Annotated in this window: 20 protein-coding genes and 1 tRNA gene; 15 read left to right on the forward strand and 6 right to left on the reverse strand. The window is 68.6% G+C overall.

What is annotated here, in order from left to right:
- Positions 1–648: 648 nt before the first annotated feature.
- Together AC230_RS31635 and AC230_RS28095 are read right to left on the reverse strand one after the other, a co-directional pair.
- The gene (locus AC230_RS31635; RefSeq protein ID WP_078871632.1) at positions 649–1887 is read right to left on the reverse strand and encodes a helix-turn-helix domain-containing protein; all 1239 of its coding nucleotides are present in this window, start codon (positions 1885–1887) and stop codon (positions 649–651) included.
- Positions 1884–2204, reverse strand: coding sequence for a putative quinol monooxygenase (locus AC230_RS28095; protein ID WP_049719164.1), 321 nt, complete (start codon positions 2202–2204; stop codon positions 1884–1886). The genes AC230_RS31635 and AC230_RS28095 overlap by 4 nt, the downstream gene beginning before the upstream one ends.
- A 157-nt stretch (positions 2205–2361) precedes the next feature.
- On the opposite strand from AC230_RS28095, the gene AC230_RS28100 reads away from it, so the two are divergent.
- The 12 genes from AC230_RS28100 (at position 2362) to AC230_RS28155 (ending at position 9510) form a co-directional block, all read left to right on the forward strand.
- Positions 2362–2691, forward strand: a complete 330-nt coding sequence (locus tag AC230_RS28100; RefSeq protein WP_049719165.1) for an SCO3933 family regulatory protein — start codon at positions 2362–2364, stop codon at positions 2689–2691.
- Positions 2692–2693: 2 nt separating this feature from the next.
- Positions 2694–4034 carry an FtsK/SpoIIIE domain-containing protein gene (locus AC230_RS28105; RefSeq protein WP_049719166.1) on the forward strand — a complete coding sequence of 447 codons (1341 nt, stop codon included), beginning with the start codon at positions 2694–2696 and terminating at the stop codon, positions 4032–4034.
- A 92-nt stretch (positions 4035–4126) separates the two neighbouring features.
- Complete coding sequence (locus tag AC230_RS28110; RefSeq protein ID WP_049719167.1) at positions 4127–4318, forward strand: hypothetical protein; 192 nt, start codon at positions 4127–4129, stop codon at positions 4316–4318.
- Between the two features lie 281 nt (positions 4319–4599).
- Complete coding sequence (locus AC230_RS28115) at positions 4600–5265, forward strand: DUF2637 domain-containing protein (protein ID WP_049719168.1); 666 nt, start codon at positions 4600–4602, stop codon at positions 5263–5265.
- A 13-nt stretch (positions 5266–5278) separates the two neighbouring features.
- Positions 5279–5467, forward strand: coding sequence for a mobile element transfer protein (locus tag AC230_RS28120; protein ID WP_049719169.1), 189 nt, complete (start codon positions 5279–5281; stop codon positions 5465–5467).
- Positions 5468–5488: 21 nt separating this feature from the next.
- Complete coding sequence (locus tag AC230_RS28125; RefSeq protein ID WP_049719523.1) at positions 5489–5815, forward strand: hypothetical protein; 327 nt, start codon at positions 5489–5491, stop codon at positions 5813–5815.
- 1 nt (position 5816) lies between these two features.
- On the forward strand, positions 5817–6002 hold the full coding sequence (locus tag AC230_RS28130; protein WP_049719170.1) for a hypothetical protein: 186 nt from the start codon (positions 5817–5819) through the stop codon (positions 6000–6002).
- A 287-nt stretch (positions 6003–6289) separates the two neighbouring features.
- The gene (locus AC230_RS28135; protein ID WP_049719171.1) at positions 6290–6469 is read left to right on the forward strand and encodes a hypothetical protein; all 180 of its coding nucleotides are present in this window, start codon (positions 6290–6292) and stop codon (positions 6467–6469) included.
- Positions 6469–6726: a hypothetical protein gene (locus AC230_RS28140; protein ID WP_049719172.1), complete on the forward strand. Its 258-nt coding sequence runs from the start codon at positions 6469–6471 to the stop codon at positions 6724–6726. Before AC230_RS28135 ends, AC230_RS28140 begins: the two co-directional genes overlap by 1 nt.
- The gene (gene repSA, locus AC230_RS28145) at positions 6723–8120 is read left to right on the forward strand and encodes a replication initiator protein RepSA (protein ID WP_049719173.1); all 1398 of its coding nucleotides are present in this window, start codon (positions 6723–6725) and stop codon (positions 8118–8120) included. Before AC230_RS28140 ends, repSA begins: the two co-directional genes overlap by 4 nt.
- Positions 8114–8350 (forward strand): excisionase family DNA-binding protein, encoded by a 237-nt coding sequence (locus AC230_RS28150; RefSeq protein WP_078871634.1) that lies wholly within the window; start codon positions 8114–8116, stop codon positions 8348–8350. The genes repSA and AC230_RS28150 overlap by 7 nt, the downstream gene beginning before the upstream one ends.
- Positions 8350–9510, forward strand: coding sequence for a tyrosine-type recombinase/integrase (locus tag AC230_RS28155; protein WP_078871635.1), 1161 nt, complete (start codon positions 8350–8352; stop codon positions 9508–9510). The genes AC230_RS28150 and AC230_RS28155 overlap by 1 nt, the downstream gene beginning before the upstream one ends.
- Positions 9511–9561: 51 nt before the next feature.
- Here AC230_RS28155 and AC230_RS28160 read toward each other — a convergent pair.
- Positions 9562–9635, reverse strand: a tRNA-Gly gene (locus AC230_RS28160).
- A 303-nt stretch (positions 9636–9938) separates the two neighbouring features.
- On the opposite strand from AC230_RS28160, the gene AC230_RS34435 reads away from it, so the two are divergent.
- From AC230_RS34435 to AC230_RS28170, 3 genes are all read left to right on the forward strand, one after another.
- Positions 9939–10067 carry a hypothetical protein gene (locus AC230_RS34435; RefSeq protein ID WP_277816939.1) on the forward strand — a complete coding sequence of 43 codons (129 nt, stop codon included), beginning with the start codon at positions 9939–9941 and terminating at the stop codon, positions 10065–10067.
- Between the two features lie 82 nt (positions 10068–10149).
- Entirely contained in the window at positions 10150–10725 is a 576-nt protein-coding gene (dcd, locus tag AC230_RS28165; protein WP_049719174.1) for a dCTP deaminase, read from the forward strand.
- A gap of 28 nt (positions 10726–10753) precedes the next feature.
- Positions 10754–11251 (forward strand): phosphoribosyltransferase, encoded by a 498-nt coding sequence (locus AC230_RS28170; RefSeq protein WP_049719175.1) that lies wholly within the window; start codon positions 10754–10756, stop codon positions 11249–11251.
- A 49-nt stretch (positions 11252–11300) separates the two neighbouring features.
- On the opposite strand, the gene AC230_RS30475 is transcribed toward AC230_RS28170, so the two are convergent.
- The 3 genes from AC230_RS30475 to AC230_RS28185 form a co-directional block, all read right to left on the reverse strand.
- On the reverse strand, positions 11301–12671 hold the full coding sequence (locus AC230_RS30475; RefSeq protein ID WP_053161400.1) for a fibronectin type III domain-containing protein: 1371 nt from the start codon (positions 12669–12671) through the stop codon (positions 11301–11303).
- A gap of 118 nt (positions 12672–12789) precedes the next feature.
- Positions 12790–13737: a Yip1 family protein gene (locus tag AC230_RS28180; protein ID WP_078871636.1), complete on the reverse strand. Its 948-nt coding sequence runs from the start codon at positions 13735–13737 to the stop codon at positions 12790–12792.
- Between the two features lie 158 nt (positions 13738–13895).
- Entirely contained in the window at positions 13896–16172 is a 2277-nt protein-coding gene (locus tag AC230_RS28185) for a 4Fe-4S dicluster domain-containing protein (protein WP_049719177.1), read from the reverse strand.
- Between the last annotated feature and the right edge of the window lie 182 nt (positions 16173–16354).

Genomic DNA, 16354 nt, shown 5'->3' on the forward strand with positions numbered 1-16354 from the left:
CAAACGGGCTGATTGACGCCGTGACCTGGAAAAATGAAGCTTTTGAGGCTCTAGTCCAGGGGCTGCGCCTCACCGCTGTTGACCGTGGTTTACCGCGCCTTCTGGTGCGCATCTGGTGCGGCCTTGGTGAGCCCTCCGGCAGGAACCACAGCGGTCCTTGCTCCCATCCCGTCTGCCTTCGACCCACACGTATGTGGAGCGGGCGTGGTCCATGGCGTCCAGGTGGAGCGCGCCACTGTACGAACGACCTGGACGCCATGGGCCGCGTCTGCTCGGCTTGTCCTGGGTCGAAGGCAGACGGGATGGGAGCCTCCCTACGCACGCCACGATGCGCCGGCACCCGCAAGCGGCGCCCCCTCCCATCCCGGAGTTGGAGCGCCCCCGCCGGAGGCATCGTTCTGACCTTCACCTTTTCCGGTCCGCCGTACCAGTGGCGCGGGGCCGCCGCCGGGCTGCCCGGCGCCGTAGGCAGGCCGGGCGAGCCCGAGCGAGCGGCCCCGCGCGCCGCGCCGTGCGCGGCGGGCCTTGATGAGGTAGAGAAACCTGTAACAGCCTATGCCGGGTCTACGGGGAGAGACCCTGCTCCAGGATGTACGGGGCGGCGTCGAGTGCCATGTTATTGATCTCCACGGGGCGCCCCAAGCCGTATCAACCGAGGGAGTCAGTCCGCTCTGCAAGGGCCCGTAGTTCGTCCGATGCCGCTCGCCCGGCGACGAGCATCAGTTCCCGAACAACTTCCCGCGCCGCAATGTGCGTATGGATCATCTCCGGGGCCAACTCCTCAGCTGCGAGTAGAGAGCTCAGGGCATCGCCGAAGTGCCGCCGCTGCGTGTGGGCTCGTCCCAAGTCCATGAGCAGACGTGCTTGCCGCTCGATAGACAAGCTGCTGGCGTCGAGACCTTCCCCGATGTCCAGAGCCTCGCCCGCGTCCCCTAGATCTACGGCTGTCGATACCGCCTGGATCTCGACATTGGTCGGTCCGAACTCCAGGTTGAAGTCATTGCGATCTTCGCCGAGCTGCTGAGCGACTTTCCGCGCATTCTCGATCTGTTTGCGGGCGGCCGACCGCTCGCCGGCTCGCGCATGCACGAGAGCAAGCATGAGATGCAACGAACCCAGTACAGACAGATGCTGTGGCGTGGACTCGTGATCCTTGACGTAGCTCTGCAAGGCGTTCACAGCAGTGACCGTGGCATGTTCGGCCTGGTCAAGATGCTTGAGCCGTACGAACGCATGGGCAAGCCGGTAGATGCCTGCGAAAACGCCCAACGGCTCGCCGGACAGCTCGGCTTCGCGGATTGCGCGGTCTGCTGCGACCCATGCCGCGTCCGCTTCGTTCTGCCGGACGAACGCGGCTGCGAGGGCCTGGTAGGTGCGTGCGGTCAGGCCATGCAGTTCTGCTCGGTACTCCGGAGGAGCGGTCCGAGCAGCCCGTTCGAGGCGGGGCACCAGTGGGCCCAAAGCCGCACTGAGTTCGGCGAACTGATCGGTGTGCGTAAGGTCCCAGACACGTTGGGCTGCTCCGCGCAGATCCTGCATGGTGCTCGGCCTGAAGTCCTCGCGAGGGCTGAGCAGGATGTCAATCGCCGGATGACCGGAGAGGACAAGGCGTGCTTGGTCAAGGTCATTCGTCTCGGGCTGTGCGGCCGGTCCCTGTTCGACAGGTGGGGGCGCGTCAGGTTGGAGGACCTGGAGTGGCACACCCAGACCGTCAGCAAGCAGACGGAGCACGTCAAGGCGGTTGACGGGCTGGATTCCCCGCTCTACCTGGGAAAGCCAGCTCGACGTGCGCCCGATCTCCGCTGCTAGCTCGCCCTGGGTCAAGCCGCGTTGCTTGCGTAGTTCAGCCACCCGCGCGCCGAAGATGCGCCGCTCCTCGGAACTCACTGCCGACCTGCCACCTTCCCCGCGATCGCATCGAGGAACGTCACCTCGATACCGGCAAGGTACTGCTCGCGCTCGGTGAGGAAGCGCCTGGTGTGGGGCTGTGCCTCATGGGTGTCGAACGCGGCACGGTCGGCATACAGCTCGTAGAAGACCCTCACCAGCGGCTCACCCTCGGGCGTGTGGGTGACGTAGGTGAGCGTGCCAGGCTCGTCGGCCTTGATGCCCTCCAACGTGTGTGCGCACAGCTTGTCGAACTCCGCTGCTGCCCCCTCGTCGAGCAGCGTGAAGCGGACGACCAGGCCAAATCCCTCGCTCATGTGCACTCCTCTCGGTCGCAGCCAGTCTCTCAGGGCTTCAGGGTTCCTGCGAGTAGCAGAACTTCTTGACTCGCAATTTTTCTGCGAGTACGGTCGTAGGGAAGCTGCTACCCGGCAGTGACCGGGTGGCTAACTGCGCTGCCGAGGAGGCGAGTTCATGCCGTCCTTCAAGATCGACCTCTCGACCGCTGTGGTGTTCGTGGCGACGGCGCCGGTGCCGAAGGTGGTCAACAAGCAGACCGGGGAGCGGGCCGTGGACCGGGAGACGGGTGCGGGGCTGTCCGTGGTGGGTCTGCTGATCTCGGATGAGGGGGAGGGGAACCTCTACCAGGTGACCGTGCCGGAGACCGGGATCACGGAGGCGTTGACGCCGGGTACGCCGGTCTCGGTGGTCGGGCTCAAGGCGCGGGACTGGGAGAACGAGTTCAACGGGCAGAAGCGCCACGGGATTTCGTTCCGTGCCGTCGCGATCACGTCCGGGGTCTGATCATGTCGGACCTGGCCACGATCCTCGAAGCGTCCGGCGCGTTAGCCGGTGCCGGCGGCTTGGGCTATGCGAAGGTGCGTGCTCCTCGTCTGTACTGGTCGGTGGTCGGACTGCCGGTCACCTGGGGTCGGTTCACGTTCACGTACCGGTCCACGATGGATGTGTGTGGGCTGACGGTCCGGCCGTCCGCCCTCCGGGCCTTCCTGGCGCGGAACATTGCTCGTCGTCCGGACGCGCAACCGGTCCCGCCGAAGGTCCGAGCGGTCCGGGGAACCTCGACTGGCTTGCGGGTCCGTCTTCGGCTCCCGGCCGGCCTCGAACCCATGGACGTGGCTGCCGCGTCCGAACGCCTGCGGCATGCATGGGGAGTTCACTCCGTGCGCGTCGTGGAGATCAAGCCCGGTGTGGTGGAACTGCGGATGACGGGCTACGACGTCCTGCGTCGCGTCCGCATGCCGCGCCGGGTGCCGTCCGGGCCGATGGTGGTGCCGGTCGCGTTGCGGGACGATGGGACCGTGTTCGTGCGGGACTACCGGCGGGTTCCTCACGCGCTGACGCTCGGGGCGAACCAGTCGGGCAAGTCGATGTATCAGCGCAATCTGATCAAGGGGCTGGCGAAGTTGCCGGTCGGTCTGATCGGTATCGACTGCAAGCGGGGCGTGGAACACAGTGCCTACATACCGAGGCTCTCCGCTCTCGCGATCACCCCGGCCGAGGCGTTGCAGCTGCTGGAAGTCCTCGTGCGTGAGATGGAATTGCGCTTCGATCTCCTCAGTGAGCATGGGGTGTCGGACCTGTGGGAGTTGTCGGAGAAGGTGCGGCCGGTGCCGCTGGTCGTCCTCGTGGATGAGGTCGCGGAACTCTTCCTCGTCGCGGCGAAGAGGGACGAAGAGCGCCGGGACCGCATGGTGACGAACATGGTCCGCCTCGCCCAACTGGCTCGTGCGGTCGGCATCTACTTGGAGTTCTGCGGGCAGCGTTTCGGATCCGAACTCGGCAAGGGCGCCACGATGCTCCGTGCCCAGCTCACCGGCCGGGTGGTGCACCGCGTCAACGACAAGCAGACCGCCGAGATGGGGCTGGGCGACATCGCGCCGGAAGCGGTTCCCGCAGCGGCGACGATCCCGCCGGACCGGCCCGGCGTGGCGGTGGCCGGCGACTCCTCCGGCGGCTGGTCCCGCATCCGCACCCCCGAAACAACGCGGGCTGAAGCTGCATCCGCCTGCGAGAAGTACGCCCACCTGACCCCCGAGCTGCCGTTCCTGGCGCCCTTCCGGCCGGTCGTCGAATCGATCCCGGACGACGTGTCGTCGCTGGTCACACCTGACTCCGCGACCGACTGACACCAGCCTCATCCCGGTCGGCGCGACCGCCTTCGCGCCACGTCCCTACCCGCCCCATGCCCAAAACGGCCCTGAGTACGAAGGAGCGATCCATGGACCACTGGCAGTTCTACATCGCCATCAAGCTCGGCAACGGGATCCACACGTTCAGCGGCGACAGCTTCACCGATCACGGCACGGACCCCCGTGAACTGGTCGAGGGAACCCTGGCCGAACTGTTCAGGAAGTACCCCGACTTGAAGGCCGGGCGCGTCATCCGCTGCGACTGCCACCGGATCCGGTGACCCCCATGGCCACCGCCCGTAAGACTGCTGCCCGCCGCTCCTCAACCGGCGCCAAGCCCGCTGCCGCGAAGAAGTGCCCGACGTGCAAGGGGGAGGGAACGGTGACCTTCCCGGTCATGGTCGGCCGACGCGGCCGCCAGCGCGAAGTAGCTCAGCAGGAGGGCCTGTGTCCCACCTGCCTCGGCTCCGGCGAAGCCTCCACCACCTGATCGACGACCGGTCCGGGCGGCTGACCGTGCGCCGCCCGGCACCGGCCACCACCTCGAAGGAGGTGACCGACCATGCTCCGCACCATCCGCTTCGACGCCGTACTCGTCCAAGCCGTGATCGCAGGGGCGCTGTCCTTCGCCCACCTGCACGACATCGCCCAAGCCGCAGGTCAAGACGGCTGGAAAGCCTGGGCCTACCCGATCAGCGTCGATCTCCTGCTTGTTGCAGCCTGGCGACGCATGCGCACCTTGCAGGCCAACGGCGAACCAGCGCGAGCGGCATGGACCTGGTTCGTCATCGCCCTGAGCGCGTCACTCGGCGCCAACGTCGCCACGGCCGGACTCCTCGACCTGCACCACGTCCCCGCCATCCTGCGCATTCTCGTCGCCGGTTGGCCCGCCCTCGCCTTCCTCGGCGGAACCCTCCTCGTCCACGCCCCGACAACCCTGCCCGGCCAACCGGATCCGGTCGAGGCGCAAGCGGCCGAAGAGCCCGTTCCCCCGGTCGTGATCGAGCGAGAGCCGCCCCCGGAGGCAACGCCTCAACTGGAGCCCTCGGCACCGGAATCAGGCGCTGATCCGCTCCCGGCGGTGCCGGCCGCGCTGGTTGAACACGCCCGCAAGGTCGCCGAAGTCCACCATGCCCGCACTGGCAGCCCGATCGATACCGCCACCCTCCGTGCCCGCCTCGGCGTCACACCTGCCTTGGCCGAGGCGATCGCTGCCCAACTCGCCTGAGAGGAAGCCGAACATGCCGCGACCGCATCGATTCCACGATGTGATCCGCCTCGGACCCGTCCAGGTTGGCACCCACTACGACAGCCGGGGCCGCGCCAAGTACACGGCCGCCTGCACGGCCCCCGGCTGCGGATTCTCCGGCGACTACCCCGACCGCTCCGGCGCCGAACTCGCCGCCCGCACCCACCACTGCCCCGCCTGACCGCGAAAGGAGAACCCCGTGGTGTTCCGACCCAAGTACCCGCCGGTGACCACCTACACGACCCCGTCCGCCTCCAGCGCGCCGACCACATCTGCGTCTGCTGAGCACATCTCGTGTGCGTGCCAGCACACCCCGCCCGCACCGGCCCCCGCACCGGCTTTGACCGGCACGACCGTTCGCCTCACCCCGACTGCCCTCGTCGCTGTCGTCGGCGGTGGCGCTGCCGTCGTGCTCGTCGTCGGCGCGGTCCTCGTCTCGCTCCTCCTCGCCGTCGCCATCACCGCCACCTCCGTGGCCGTGTGCGCCGTCGTCCTCCGCTCCCTCCTCAACCAGCAGAAAGGCCACTGACATGGGCATCTTCAGCAAGCGCTCCGAGATCGACCACGACGAACGAGACCGTCAGATCCAGGAAGCCAAGCGCGAAGGCGTGCGCCGTCTGAACGAGATCGCCGACCGCATCGACAACGGCACCGCCACGCGCGAAGACAAGCGCGTCTTCAACGCCTCCCGCACGCGCTCCGGCCGCGTCAAGTAACACCCTCCGGGGCGGCCTTCTCGCCAAAGATCCGCCGCCCCGGACGGCTCCACCACTTCCAGATCCAACGGACCCGAAAGGGACAGCATCATCATGCCCGAGACCACCTATGCCCGCTTACGCCGCTGCCACGACTGCGACGGCTTCCCCACCGTCGCCGTCACCATCGGCACGCGGGCCCCCGACGGCACCCGCGAAACCGTCACTGTTGCCTGTCCCGCGTGTCGCGGCACTGGCAACGCAGCCCCGGCACGAACCGCCCTCACCAGGGTGAGGGGCTGATCGCCGTGGCGCTTCTCAACTGGCGGGACGCCAAGCACTTCGATCGCTTCAACGACGAACCGTGCGTGATCTGCGGCAAGCCCACCCCCATGCGCTCCGACCATGGCAAGCCCGTCCACAAGGTCTGCGCCGAAGCCTGGCTCGACGCTCACACGACCGCTCCCACCGACGGGAGGAACCGCTGATGGGCCTCTTCTCCCGCAAGGAAAGCGACGCCGAACGCGAACTCCGCGAAGAGGTAGAGCGCGAGAACCAGATCGACCGCGTCATGGGGGCGGCCATCGACCGGGCCAAGCGCGACGGCAGTGACCTTCTCCGAGCACGCTACGCCCACGCCAAGTACGACACCCACCGCAGTAAGCCCGAAAAGCCCACCGGGCGTGGCCAGTCCGGGCCCTCCTGCGACAACGCCAACGACCACCGACAGGGGCGACGCTGGTGAACGACTCCGCCACCGTGGCGGGCCTCGACCCGATCACCCTGGGCGACTTGCTCAGGGTGGCCGGGTCCCCCGGCTACGACCGCTGGCACGAACAGATCCGCCGCACCGGCGGCTGCTCCGACCCGATCCATCTGCAAGGCTCCACCGTTACCCGCGACAAGGTCACCGGCACGGTCCTGCACTCCTATTCGACCGACACCGAACCCGGCGGCCGGCTCCGCATCGCCTGCGGCAACCGCCGCGCCTCCCGCTGCCCCTCGTGCGCCTGGACCTACGCGGGCGACACCTACCACCTCATCCGCGCCGGACTCGTCGGCGATCCCGACAAGGGCACCCCTCACACCATCCGCGATCACCCCCGCGTCTTCGCCACCCTCACCGCGCCCTCGTTCGGTCCCGTCCACAACCGCCCCGGCACCCGGCCCTGCGCCTGCGGCACCCGCCACGCAGAGGACGCGCCCGAACTCGGCACCCCGCTCGATGCGGATACCTACGACTACGCGGGTGCCGTGCTGTGGAACAACTACGCCTCCGAGTTGTGGCGCTACTTCACGATCTACCTCCGCCGCGAGATCGCCCGACGCGTCGGACTCACGCAGAAGGACGCCCGCGAACAGTCCCGCGTCTCCTTCGGCAAGGTCGCCGAGTACCAAAAACGCGGAGCAGTCCACTTCCACGCCGTGATCCGCTTCGACGGCCCCATCGGACCCGGCACCCCGCCGCCGGCTTGGGCCACGCTCGACCTCCTCACCGCCGCCATCCACGCGGCCGCCGTCCGCGTCGCGATTGACGTATCCCCGGCAGGAGACCAACCCGCCCGCACACTGCGCTGGGGCACCCAGCTCGACGTCCAGCCCATCGGAGCCTTCGGCCACGGCGAAGACCTCACCGAACAAGCCGTCGCCTCCTACGTCGCCAAGTACGCCACCAAAGCCGCCGAAACCACCGGCACCGTCGACCGCCGTATCGGCAACAAAGAAGCCCTGGTCCTGCTCGGCGTACCCGACCACCCCGCCCGGCTCATCGCAGCGTGCCTCGACCTCCACGCCCTCTATCCGGGCCGAAAGCTTCGGGACTGGGCCCACATGCTCGGCTTCCGAGGCCACTTCTCCACCAAGTCCCGCCACTACTCCACCACATTGGGCGCCTTGCGCCAGACGCGCGCCGACTACCGCGTCGCCCAAGAACGCGAACGCCTCGGCCTGCCCAACCCCGACGACCACCCCGAAGCCACCACCTACGTCGTCGCCCACTGGTCCTACGCCGGCCATGGCCACACTCCTGGCGAATCCTGGCTTGCTGCCAGCATCGCCCGGGACATCCACCTCAACCGCGAAACCGCTCGTGAAGCTTTAGTTGATCTCGGCGCTACCGAGGCAGGAGGGGACTGGTGACCATGGACCGACTTCTCACCGTGCGTGAAGCTGCCGAACTCCTCGGTACCTGGGAGGTAAGTGGTGAGCGCTTTCCTCGGCGGCTGATCGCGGAGCGTCGGATCAGGTTCGTGAAGGTTGGTCGGCATGTCCGCATCCCCGAAAGTGCCTTGGTCGACTTCGTGGCGGTGCACACCGTGGAGCCTGTAGTCGTGCGGCGGCGGCTTAACCGGCATCGGAGGGCTGCCTGATGGGGAACAACCAGGGGCGGCGTCGGCGCTTTGGCTCTGTCCGTCAGTACCGGTCGGGCCGTTGGACGGCCAGCTACCGCGCTCCTGATGGGCAGGAACACCGGGCCCCCGAGACCTTCGAGACCAAGGCCGACGCTGAGGTCTGGCTGTCCCAGGTCGAGGCGGATCTCACCCGGGGCAACTGGCAGGACCCGAACGCCGGGGCCGTGAACTTCGAGGTCTATGCCCTCCAGTGGGTTGAGGAGCGAGAACTGTCGCCCACCACCGCAGAGTTGTACCGCCGACTGCTCCGGTTGCATGTCCTCCCGACCTTCCGCGACTGGGATCTCGACGAGATCACCGCACCCCGCGTGCGCACTTGGCGGACGGAGCGGCTGGCCACGACCAAGGCCCCCACGACCGTGGCCAAGGCGTACCGCCTTCTCAAGGCCGTTCTGGAGACCGCGGTCGATGACGAGCTGATCCGCCGGAATCCCTGCCGGGTCCGGGGGGCCGGCCGCGAGCGCGCCAAGGAACGTCCCACCGCGACCGTCGCCCAGGTCGATGCGCTCGCCGATGCCGTGGGCCCGCGCTGGCGGTTGATGGTCTACCTCGGCGCTTACGGCCCGGCGCGTCCGGAGGAACAAGCCGAGGCACGTCGTCCGGACGTCAGTCTGGAACCGCTCGGCCTCTGGGTCCGTCGTGCCGCTCCGGAGCTGTGCACCGGTCGAAGGGTGGTCGGGGAGACGAAGTCGGATGCTGGCAAACGGTTCATCGTGCTGCCGGAGTTCATGCGGAAGGACGTCGTACGGCACCTGAACTGGTTTGCTGAGAAGGATCCGAACGGGCTCCTCTTCGTGGGAGAGAAGGGCGCTCCCTTCCGGCGATCGACGTTCGGACGGAGGTGGCGCAAGGCCCGTACGAAGGTTGGCTTGCCGGACAACTTCCGCTTCTACGACCTCCGGCACACGGGCCATACGCTCTCGACGCGGTCGGGCGCCACGCTCAAGGACACGATGGTTCGCGCCGGGCAGTCGTCGGAGCGAGCGGCGATGATCTATCAGCACTCGGAGACCGAGCGGCAGCGTGAGGTGGCCGGCGGGATCGACGCTCGCGTAAGGGCTGAGCGGGAGAAGGCGGCAGACGGCTCTTCTGGTGCGGATCTGGTGCGCGACGCCTAGCGTGGTCCAGACAACGAGCAAGGCCCAGGTCGATGACCTGGGCCTTCTGCTTGGAGCGGGCGACGAGAATCGAACTCGCGCTCTGAGCTTGGGAAGCTCATGTTCTACCATTAAACTACGCCCGCGCGGACGCCCCTCAAGGCGTCGCATCGTCGCATACTGTACCCCATCCGAGGCTCCCGGCGCATCTGTCGCCAGGGGCCTTTTCTGCTTGCGGGGGTGGTGTGGAAAGGGTGGGCGCGGGAGGGGGACGCGGGCGTGGGGGAGGGGAGTTGGGGCGTACCGTGTGGCGCGGACGGCCCGTCCGGGGGTGTGGGAGTGCCGCGTGGAGGCAAGTCCTATACATCCCCTAATGTGGCTTTTGTCTTTCACGTCCAGGGGAAAGGGACTCGATGGAGCGCACCGTCGTTCGTTGTGCCGAAGGGCACGTGTTCAGCACCGCTTCGTTCCCGATGCAGAACCTCGGTCCCGAGCGGCTCGGCCCCGGGCGGCTGCTGCGCTGCCCGCGCTGCGCCCGGCTGCGGCACTCGGTGCCGGTGGCGCACCGGAAGCGTTGATCATAAGGCGGTGAGGGCGGCGCGGGCCCGGTCCCCTCGGACCGGGCCCGCGCCGTGCTCCGTCTCCGCGTATCCTCGACCCGTGCTTCTCTCAGACAAGGACATCCGGGCCGAGATCGACGCCGGGCGGGTGAAGATCGATCCGTACGACGAGTCGATGGTGCAGCCGTCGAGCATCGACGTGCGGCTGGACCGCTACTTCCGGGTGTTCGAGAATCACCGGTACCCGCACATCGACCCCGCCGTGGAGCAGGCGGATCTGACGCGCGAGGTGGTGCCGGAGGGGGACGAGGCGTTCATCCTGCACCCCGGCGAGTTCGTGCTGGCCTCGACGTACGAGGTCATCACGCTGCCCGGGGACATCGCCTCCCGGCTGGAGGGCAAGTCCAGCCTGGGCCGGCTGGGGCTGCTGACGCACTCCACGGCCGGCTTCATCGACCCGGGCTTCTCCGGGCACGTGACGCTGGAGCTGTCGAACATGGCGACGCTCCCGATCAAGCTCTGGCCGGGCATGAAGATCGGCCAGCTGTGCATGTTCCGGCTGACCTCGCCGGTCGAGCACCCCTACGGGTCCGCGAAGCACGGTTCCCGTTATCAGCACCAGCGCGGGCCGACGCCCTCGCGGTCCTTCCAGAACTTCCATCGCACGCAGGTCTGACGACCAGGGAACAAGGCGAAGAGCAACAGTGAGTGACATCCGCGAGAACCTGACCTACCCGATCTTCGGGCAGGCCATCCGTGAGCTGGCGCAGACCATCGCGGACGACGGCTACGAGCCGGATATCATCCTCTCCATCGCGCGCGGCGGCGTCTTCGTCGCCGGCGGCCTCGCCTACGCGCTGGACTGCAAGAACATCCACCTGGTCAACGTCGAGTTCTACACCGGCGTGGGATCGACGCTGGAGATGCCGGTCATGCTGGCGCCGGTGCCGAACGCGATCGACTTCTCCAACAAGAAGGTGCTCATCGCGGACGACGTCGCCGACACCGGCAAGACGCTCAAGCTGGTGCACGACTTCTGCCTGGAGCACGTGGCGGAGGTCCGCAGCGCGGTGATCTACGAGAAGCCGCAGTCGCTGGTGAAGTGCGAGTACGTCTGGAAGCGCACCGACGAGTGGATCAACTTCCCGTGGAGCGTGGAGCCGCCGGTGGTGCGGCGTGAGGGCCAGGTCCTCGACGCGTGACGGTCGACGAGGGCCCCGGTTCGGAAGAGCCGGGGCCCTCTGCCGTACGTCAGAGCGGCTCCTCGCCGCTGCGCACGACGTTGCTGGGGCCGGACTCTACGCCCTGGTCGTTGACAGCGGTGATGTAGTAGCTCCGGGTCACGCCCGGCCGGATGGTCCAGTCGACATATTTCAGGTCCGTGCCCTGGACGGAGCCGAGGTAGGTGAAGTCGGGGCGGCCCTCGTCCCGGACGTAGATGCGGAAGCGCGTGGCGTCGTCACGGGTCCGCCAGTACAGGGCGGCTCCCCGGGGGACGTCGTAGGCCGCGAGGTCGGTCGGGGCCTGGGGCAGACGGCTGTCCACGGACGTGAAGGAGACGGACGCGGAGCGCGGTGACTCCTTGCCCCGGCCGCCGACCGCGCTGACGGCGTACTCGTAGACGGTGCCGTCGGCCGGGGGCACGTCGGTGGCGGAGGTGCCGTGCGTCGTCAGGACGAGCCGCCAGTCGTGCCGCGGGTCACGGCGCCAGACCTTGTAGCCCTCCAGGTCCGTTTCCTTGTTCTTCGCCCAGGCCAGCCCGGCCTCCAGGTAGTCGCCCGACACCTTCAGGCCGGTGGGGGCGGCCGGAGGGGCCGGAGCCGGGGTGACGATCCTCGCCCCGGCGGAACGGCCGGAGACGTTGCCCGCCTGGTCGACGGCGGTGACGGCGTAGGAGTAGTCGCTGCCGTCCTTCGCGGGGCGGTCGGTGAAGGAGGTTCCGGTCAGCGGCTTCCTGCCGGAGACGACCGTCCAGGGGCCGGACCCGGCGCGGCGGTGGACCTGGTAGCCCGCGAGGTCCAGCTCGTTGTTCCGGGCCCAGGCCAGCGTGGTCCGGCTGGACGTGGCGTCGTAGGCGGCCTTCAGCCCCGTCGGGGCGAGCGGTTTGACCTTGTCGTCGGCCTTGCCGGTGACGGGGGCGTAGGAGAACTTCACGTTCGCCGGGCCGGTGAAGGCCGCGTAGTTGACCCGGAGGGTGTGCTTCCCCTTGGGGACCGTGACCCGGACCCCCTTCTTCTGCGTCTTCGCCACGTCCTTCCACAGATCGATTCTGAGGACGTTGTCGACATAGACGCGGATGCCGTCGGCCGCCTCGGCGGAGAGCGTGAAGGGGCCGCCGGAGCCGAAGTCGCGGGTGGTGGTCCAGCGGACGCCGAAGTTGTCGCGCGGGAGGCCGGCCGGGGCGCCGGTGCCGTAGTTCTCGGCGATGTCCTTGTCGCAGGCGGTCTTCCGCGGGGTGCCGCGGAAGCCGGTGCCGGGGAAGAACTCCGCCTTCCAGACGCCGGGCGCGCAGGTCACGGGCGCGGCGTGGGCGGCGCCGGCCTGCGCGGTGAGCCCGAGGGCGGCGGAGGAGAGGACGAGGGCCGTCGCCGAGGCGCGGCGTACGGCGGTGCGTCGGGGCATACAGAGGTCCTTGCGGGTGGAGCCGGTGGCGCAAGGGTGTGGGGGGACGCCGCGGTGATCTTGCCAGAAGGCCCCCGGACGCGGCGCGTCCGGGGGCCTTCGCGGGCGGTGCGGCCGGCTACAGAGTGCCGAGCTTGATGAGCGACAGCAGGGCGACGAGCTGGATCGCGGAGGCGCCCAGCGCCCGCGGCCAGGGCAGGTCGTGGGACTTGCTCACCATCGAGGTGAGCAGATAGCCGGCCAGCAGCCAGGTCGCCCAGCCGAGCAGCTGCACGAGGGTGTTGTCGCCGCCGAGGAAGACGGCGAGCACCAGCCGCGGCGCGTCCGTGATCGACATGATCAGCATCGACAGGCCGATCGTCGGCTGCCACAGGCCGTCGCCGCCCAGCTGGCGGGCCAGGGTGTGGGTGACCGCGCCCATGATCAGGGCGGAGACGAGGACGAGCACGCCCGCCGTGAGCACCAGCGGGAAGCTGTTGGCGAGCGTCGCGTTGAGGACGTCCTCGCGGGCCTTGTCGAAGCCGAAGACCGCGAGCAGGCCGTAGACGAAGGTGACGATCAGCGCGGGGCCCCACAGGGCGTGGTCGCGCATCTGCCAGAAGGTGGCCGAGGGGCGCAGCACGACGCCCGTCAGCAGGTCCTTCCAGTGCAGCCGGGGGCCGGGCGGGGGCGCGGGCGCCTGGGCGCCGTAGGTCTGCGCGTCGCCGTAGCCGTCGTCGCCGTAAGCGCCGTCGCCGTAGCCGCCGTTGCCGTAGCCGTCGTGACCGCGGCCGGCGGGGGCGCCGTACGCGTCCGGGGCGTCGCCGATCCCGAACTGCTGGGTGTGCCCGGGGCTGTCGCCGGGCCGGCCGTACGGGTCGTGGCCCCCCTGCGGCCCGAAGTACTCCGGTTCGTCCTGCCCGCCGGGGCGGGCCTGCCACTGCGGCTGCGGAGCGCCGTAACCGCCGGGCGCGTGGCCGGGGCCCGGGCCCCCGCCGTACGCGGGGCCGCCGTACGGGGCCTGCTGCCCCGGGTGTCGTCCTTGCCGCGCGGCGTCGGGCCCGTTGGGGTCCCCGCCGCGTCCCATCCTGAATCCAGCCACGCCTTCGAACGTACCCGCTCGCGAGGGGTGGTGGAGCCCGGCGGGGGCCCGCGGAGCCCGCTTGCTGCGGAGCTGTGACAACCCCTAGGGGAAAACCTCGGGGCCCGCGAGCGCGTCGCGGGCCCCGGGGACGGTGGAGGGGGTTACTTCACGGGCTCCGGGTCGGGGTCCGGCTCCGGGGCGTCGGCCGTCTCGCCGTCGCCCCCGGGCTCGACGGGCGTCCTGACGGAGTCGAGCAGGAGCTGGGCCACGTCCACGACCTGGACGGACTCCTTGGCCTTGCCCTCGTTCTTCTTGCCGTTGACCGAGTCCGTCAGCATGACGAGGCAGAACGGGCAGGCCGTCGAGACGATGTCGGGATCGAGGGACAGCGCCTCGTCCACGCGCTCGTTGTTGATGCGCTTGCCGATGCGCTCCTCCATCCACATGCGCGCGCCGCCGGCGCCGCAGCAGAAGCCGCGCTCCTTGTGGCGGTGCATCTCCTCGTTCCGCAGGCCCGGCACCTTGGCGATGATCTCGCGCGGCGGTGTGTAGACCTTGTTGTGGCGGCCCAGGTAGCAGGGGTCGTGATAGGTGATCAGACCCTCGACCGGGGTGACGGGGACGAGCTTTCCCTCGTCGACGAGGTGCTGGAGCAGCTGCGTGTGGTGGATGACCTCGTACTCGCCGCCGAGCTGCGGGTACTCGTTGGCGATGGTGTTGAAGCAGTGCGGGCAGGTCGCGACGATCTTCTTCTTGGACTTCTCGACCCTCACGCCTTCGTCGGCGTCCTCGCCGAAGGCCATGTTGAGCATCTCGACGTTCTGCTGACCGAGCTGCTGGAAGAGGAACTCGTTGCCGAGGCGGCGGGCCGAGTCGCCGGTGCACGCCTCCTCGCCGCCCATGATGGCGAACTTGACGCCCGCGATGTGCAGGAGCTCCGCGAACGCCTTGGTCGTCTTCTTGGCGCGGTCCTCCAGGGCGCCGGCGCAGCCGACCCAGTAGAGGTAGTCGACCTCGGTCAGGTCCTCGACGTCCTTGCCGACGACCGGGACCTCGAAGTCGACCTCCTTCGTCCAGGCGAGCCGCTGCTTCTTGGCCAGGCCCCAGGGGTTGCCCTTCTTCTCCAGGTTCTTGAGCATCGTGCCCGCCTCGGAGGGGAACGAGCTCTCGATCATCACCTGGTAGCGGCGCATGTCGACGATGTGGTCGACGTGCTCGATGTCGACCGGGCACTGCTCGACGCAGGCGCCGCAGGTGGTGCAGGACCACAGGACGTCCGGGTCGATGACGCCGTTCTCCTCCAGCGTGCCGATCAGCGGGCGGTCGGCCTCGGCCAGCGCGGCCGCGGGCACGTTCGCGAGCTGCTCCTCGGTGGCCCGCTCCTCGCCCTCCGCGTTCTTGCCGCCGCCGGCCAGCAGGTACGGCGCCTTGGCGTGCGCGTGGTCGCGCAGCGCCATGACGAGCAGCTTCGGGGACAGCGGCTTGCCCGTGTTCCAGGCGGGGCACTGCGACTGGCAGCGGCCGCACTCGGTGCAGGTGGAGAAGTCGAGCAGGCCCTTCCAGGAGAACTCCTCGATCTTCGAGACGCCGAAGACCGCGTCCTCGGCCGGGTCCTCGAAGTCGATGGGCTCGCCCTTGCTGACCATCGGCTGGAGCGCGCCGAGGGCGACGTCGCCGTCGGACTCGCGCTTGAACCAGATGTTGGGGAAGGCCAGGAAGCGGTGCCAGGCCACGCCCATGTCGGTCTTCAGCGAGACCGTGATCATCCAGATGAAGGACGTCGCGATCTTGATGCCGGCGACCAGGTAGGTGAGGTTCTGGAGCGTGCCGACGCTCAGCCCCTTGAACGCCGCGACCAGGGGGTACGAGACGAAGAACCCGGCCTCGTAGCCGTCCACGCCGTGCTGGGCGCCCTCCAGGCCGCGCAGCGTCAGGATGCAGGCGCCGACGATCAGGATGACGGCCTCGACGAAGTAGGCCTGGCCGAAGTTGGAGCCGGCGAAGCGGGACTTGCGGCCCGGCCTGCCCGGCTTGCTGAGCTGGCGGACGACGATCAGGGCGAGGATGCCCAGCGTGGTCACCAGGGCGAAGAACTCGGTGAAGATCTCGTACGGCAGCCAGTCGCCGATGAGCGGGAGCAGCCAGTCGGCCTTGAAGAGCTGGCCGATGGCGTTGGCGATCGTCAGCAGCAGGGCGAAGAAGCCGACCGCCACGCCCCAGTGTGCGATGCCGATGGGGCCCCACTGGTTCATGCGGGTGTGGCCGAGGAACTCCTTGACCACCGTGACCGTGCGCCGCCCGGGTTCGCCGGTGCGGGTGCCCTTGGGGACGGGCTGGCCGAGCCGCATGTGCTGGTAGATCTGCAGGATGGCACGGCCGAACAGCGCGACGCCGACCGCGATGAGGACCAGCGACACGATGATCGCGGCGAGTTGCATGGGAGGGCTCCTCGGACCTGCGAGAGCGAATTACTAATCGGTAACTTATCCAGTCCGTACGAGACTACTCACTCACGGCCGCGGGATATACCCGCAGCGCCGGTGATCTGCGTCGCGCAGGCAAGCCTTGGGAACCCCCTCTTGCCGATCTTCGGCGCATGAGAGTTGAGCCCGCCCGACTC

The sequence above is a fragment of the Streptomyces caatingaensis genome, assembly GCF_001187435.1.
Classification (GTDB): Bacteria; Actinomycetota; Actinomycetes; order Streptomycetales; family Streptomycetaceae; genus Streptomyces; species Streptomyces caatingaensis.

What these genes read in the sequence shown, in the direction of transcription:
- AC230_RS28120 (WP_049719169.1), top strand. Translation starts at nt 5,279, where the DNA reads ATGCCGCGACCGCATCGATTCCACGATGTGATCCGCCTCGGACCCGTC.
- AC230_RS28180 (WP_078871636.1), bottom strand. Translation starts at nt 13,737, where the DNA reads ATGGGACGCGGCGGGGACCCCAACGGGCCCGACGCCGCGCGGCAAGGA.
- AC230_RS28115 (WP_049719168.1), top strand. Translation starts at nt 4,600, where the DNA reads ATGCTCCGCACCATCCGCTTCGACGCCGTACTCGTCCAAGCCGTGATC.
- AC230_RS28095 (WP_049719164.1), bottom strand. Translation starts at nt 2,204, where the DNA reads ATGAGCGAGGGATTTGGCCTGGTCGTCCGCTTCACGCTGCTCGACGAG.
- AC230_RS30475 (WP_053161400.1), bottom strand. Translation starts at nt 12,671, where the DNA reads ATGCCCCGACGCACCGCCGTACGCCGCGCCTCGGCGACGGCCCTCGTC.
- AC230_RS28155 (WP_078871635.1), top strand. Translation starts at nt 8,350, where the DNA reads ATGGGGAACAACCAGGGGCGGCGTCGGCGCTTTGGCTCTGTCCGTCAG.
- AC230_RS28185 (WP_049719177.1), bottom strand. Translation starts at nt 16,172, where the DNA reads ATGCAACTCGCCGCGATCATCGTGTCGCTGGTCCTCATCGCGGTCGGC.
- AC230_RS28130 (WP_049719170.1), top strand. Translation starts at nt 5,817, where the DNA reads ATGGGCATCTTCAGCAAGCGCTCCGAGATCGACCACGACGAACGAGAC.
- AC230_RS28140 (WP_049719172.1), top strand. Translation starts at nt 6,469, where the DNA reads ATGGGCCTCTTCTCCCGCAAGGAAAGCGACGCCGAACGCGAACTCCGC.
- AC230_RS28105 (WP_049719166.1), top strand. Translation starts at nt 2,694, where the DNA reads ATGTCGGACCTGGCCACGATCCTCGAAGCGTCCGGCGCGTTAGCCGGT.
- AC230_RS28110 (WP_049719167.1), top strand. Translation starts at nt 4,127, where the DNA reads ATGGACCACTGGCAGTTCTACATCGCCATCAAGCTCGGCAACGGGATC.
- AC230_RS28100 (WP_049719165.1), top strand. Translation starts at nt 2,362, where the DNA reads ATGCCGTCCTTCAAGATCGACCTCTCGACCGCTGTGGTGTTCGTGGCG.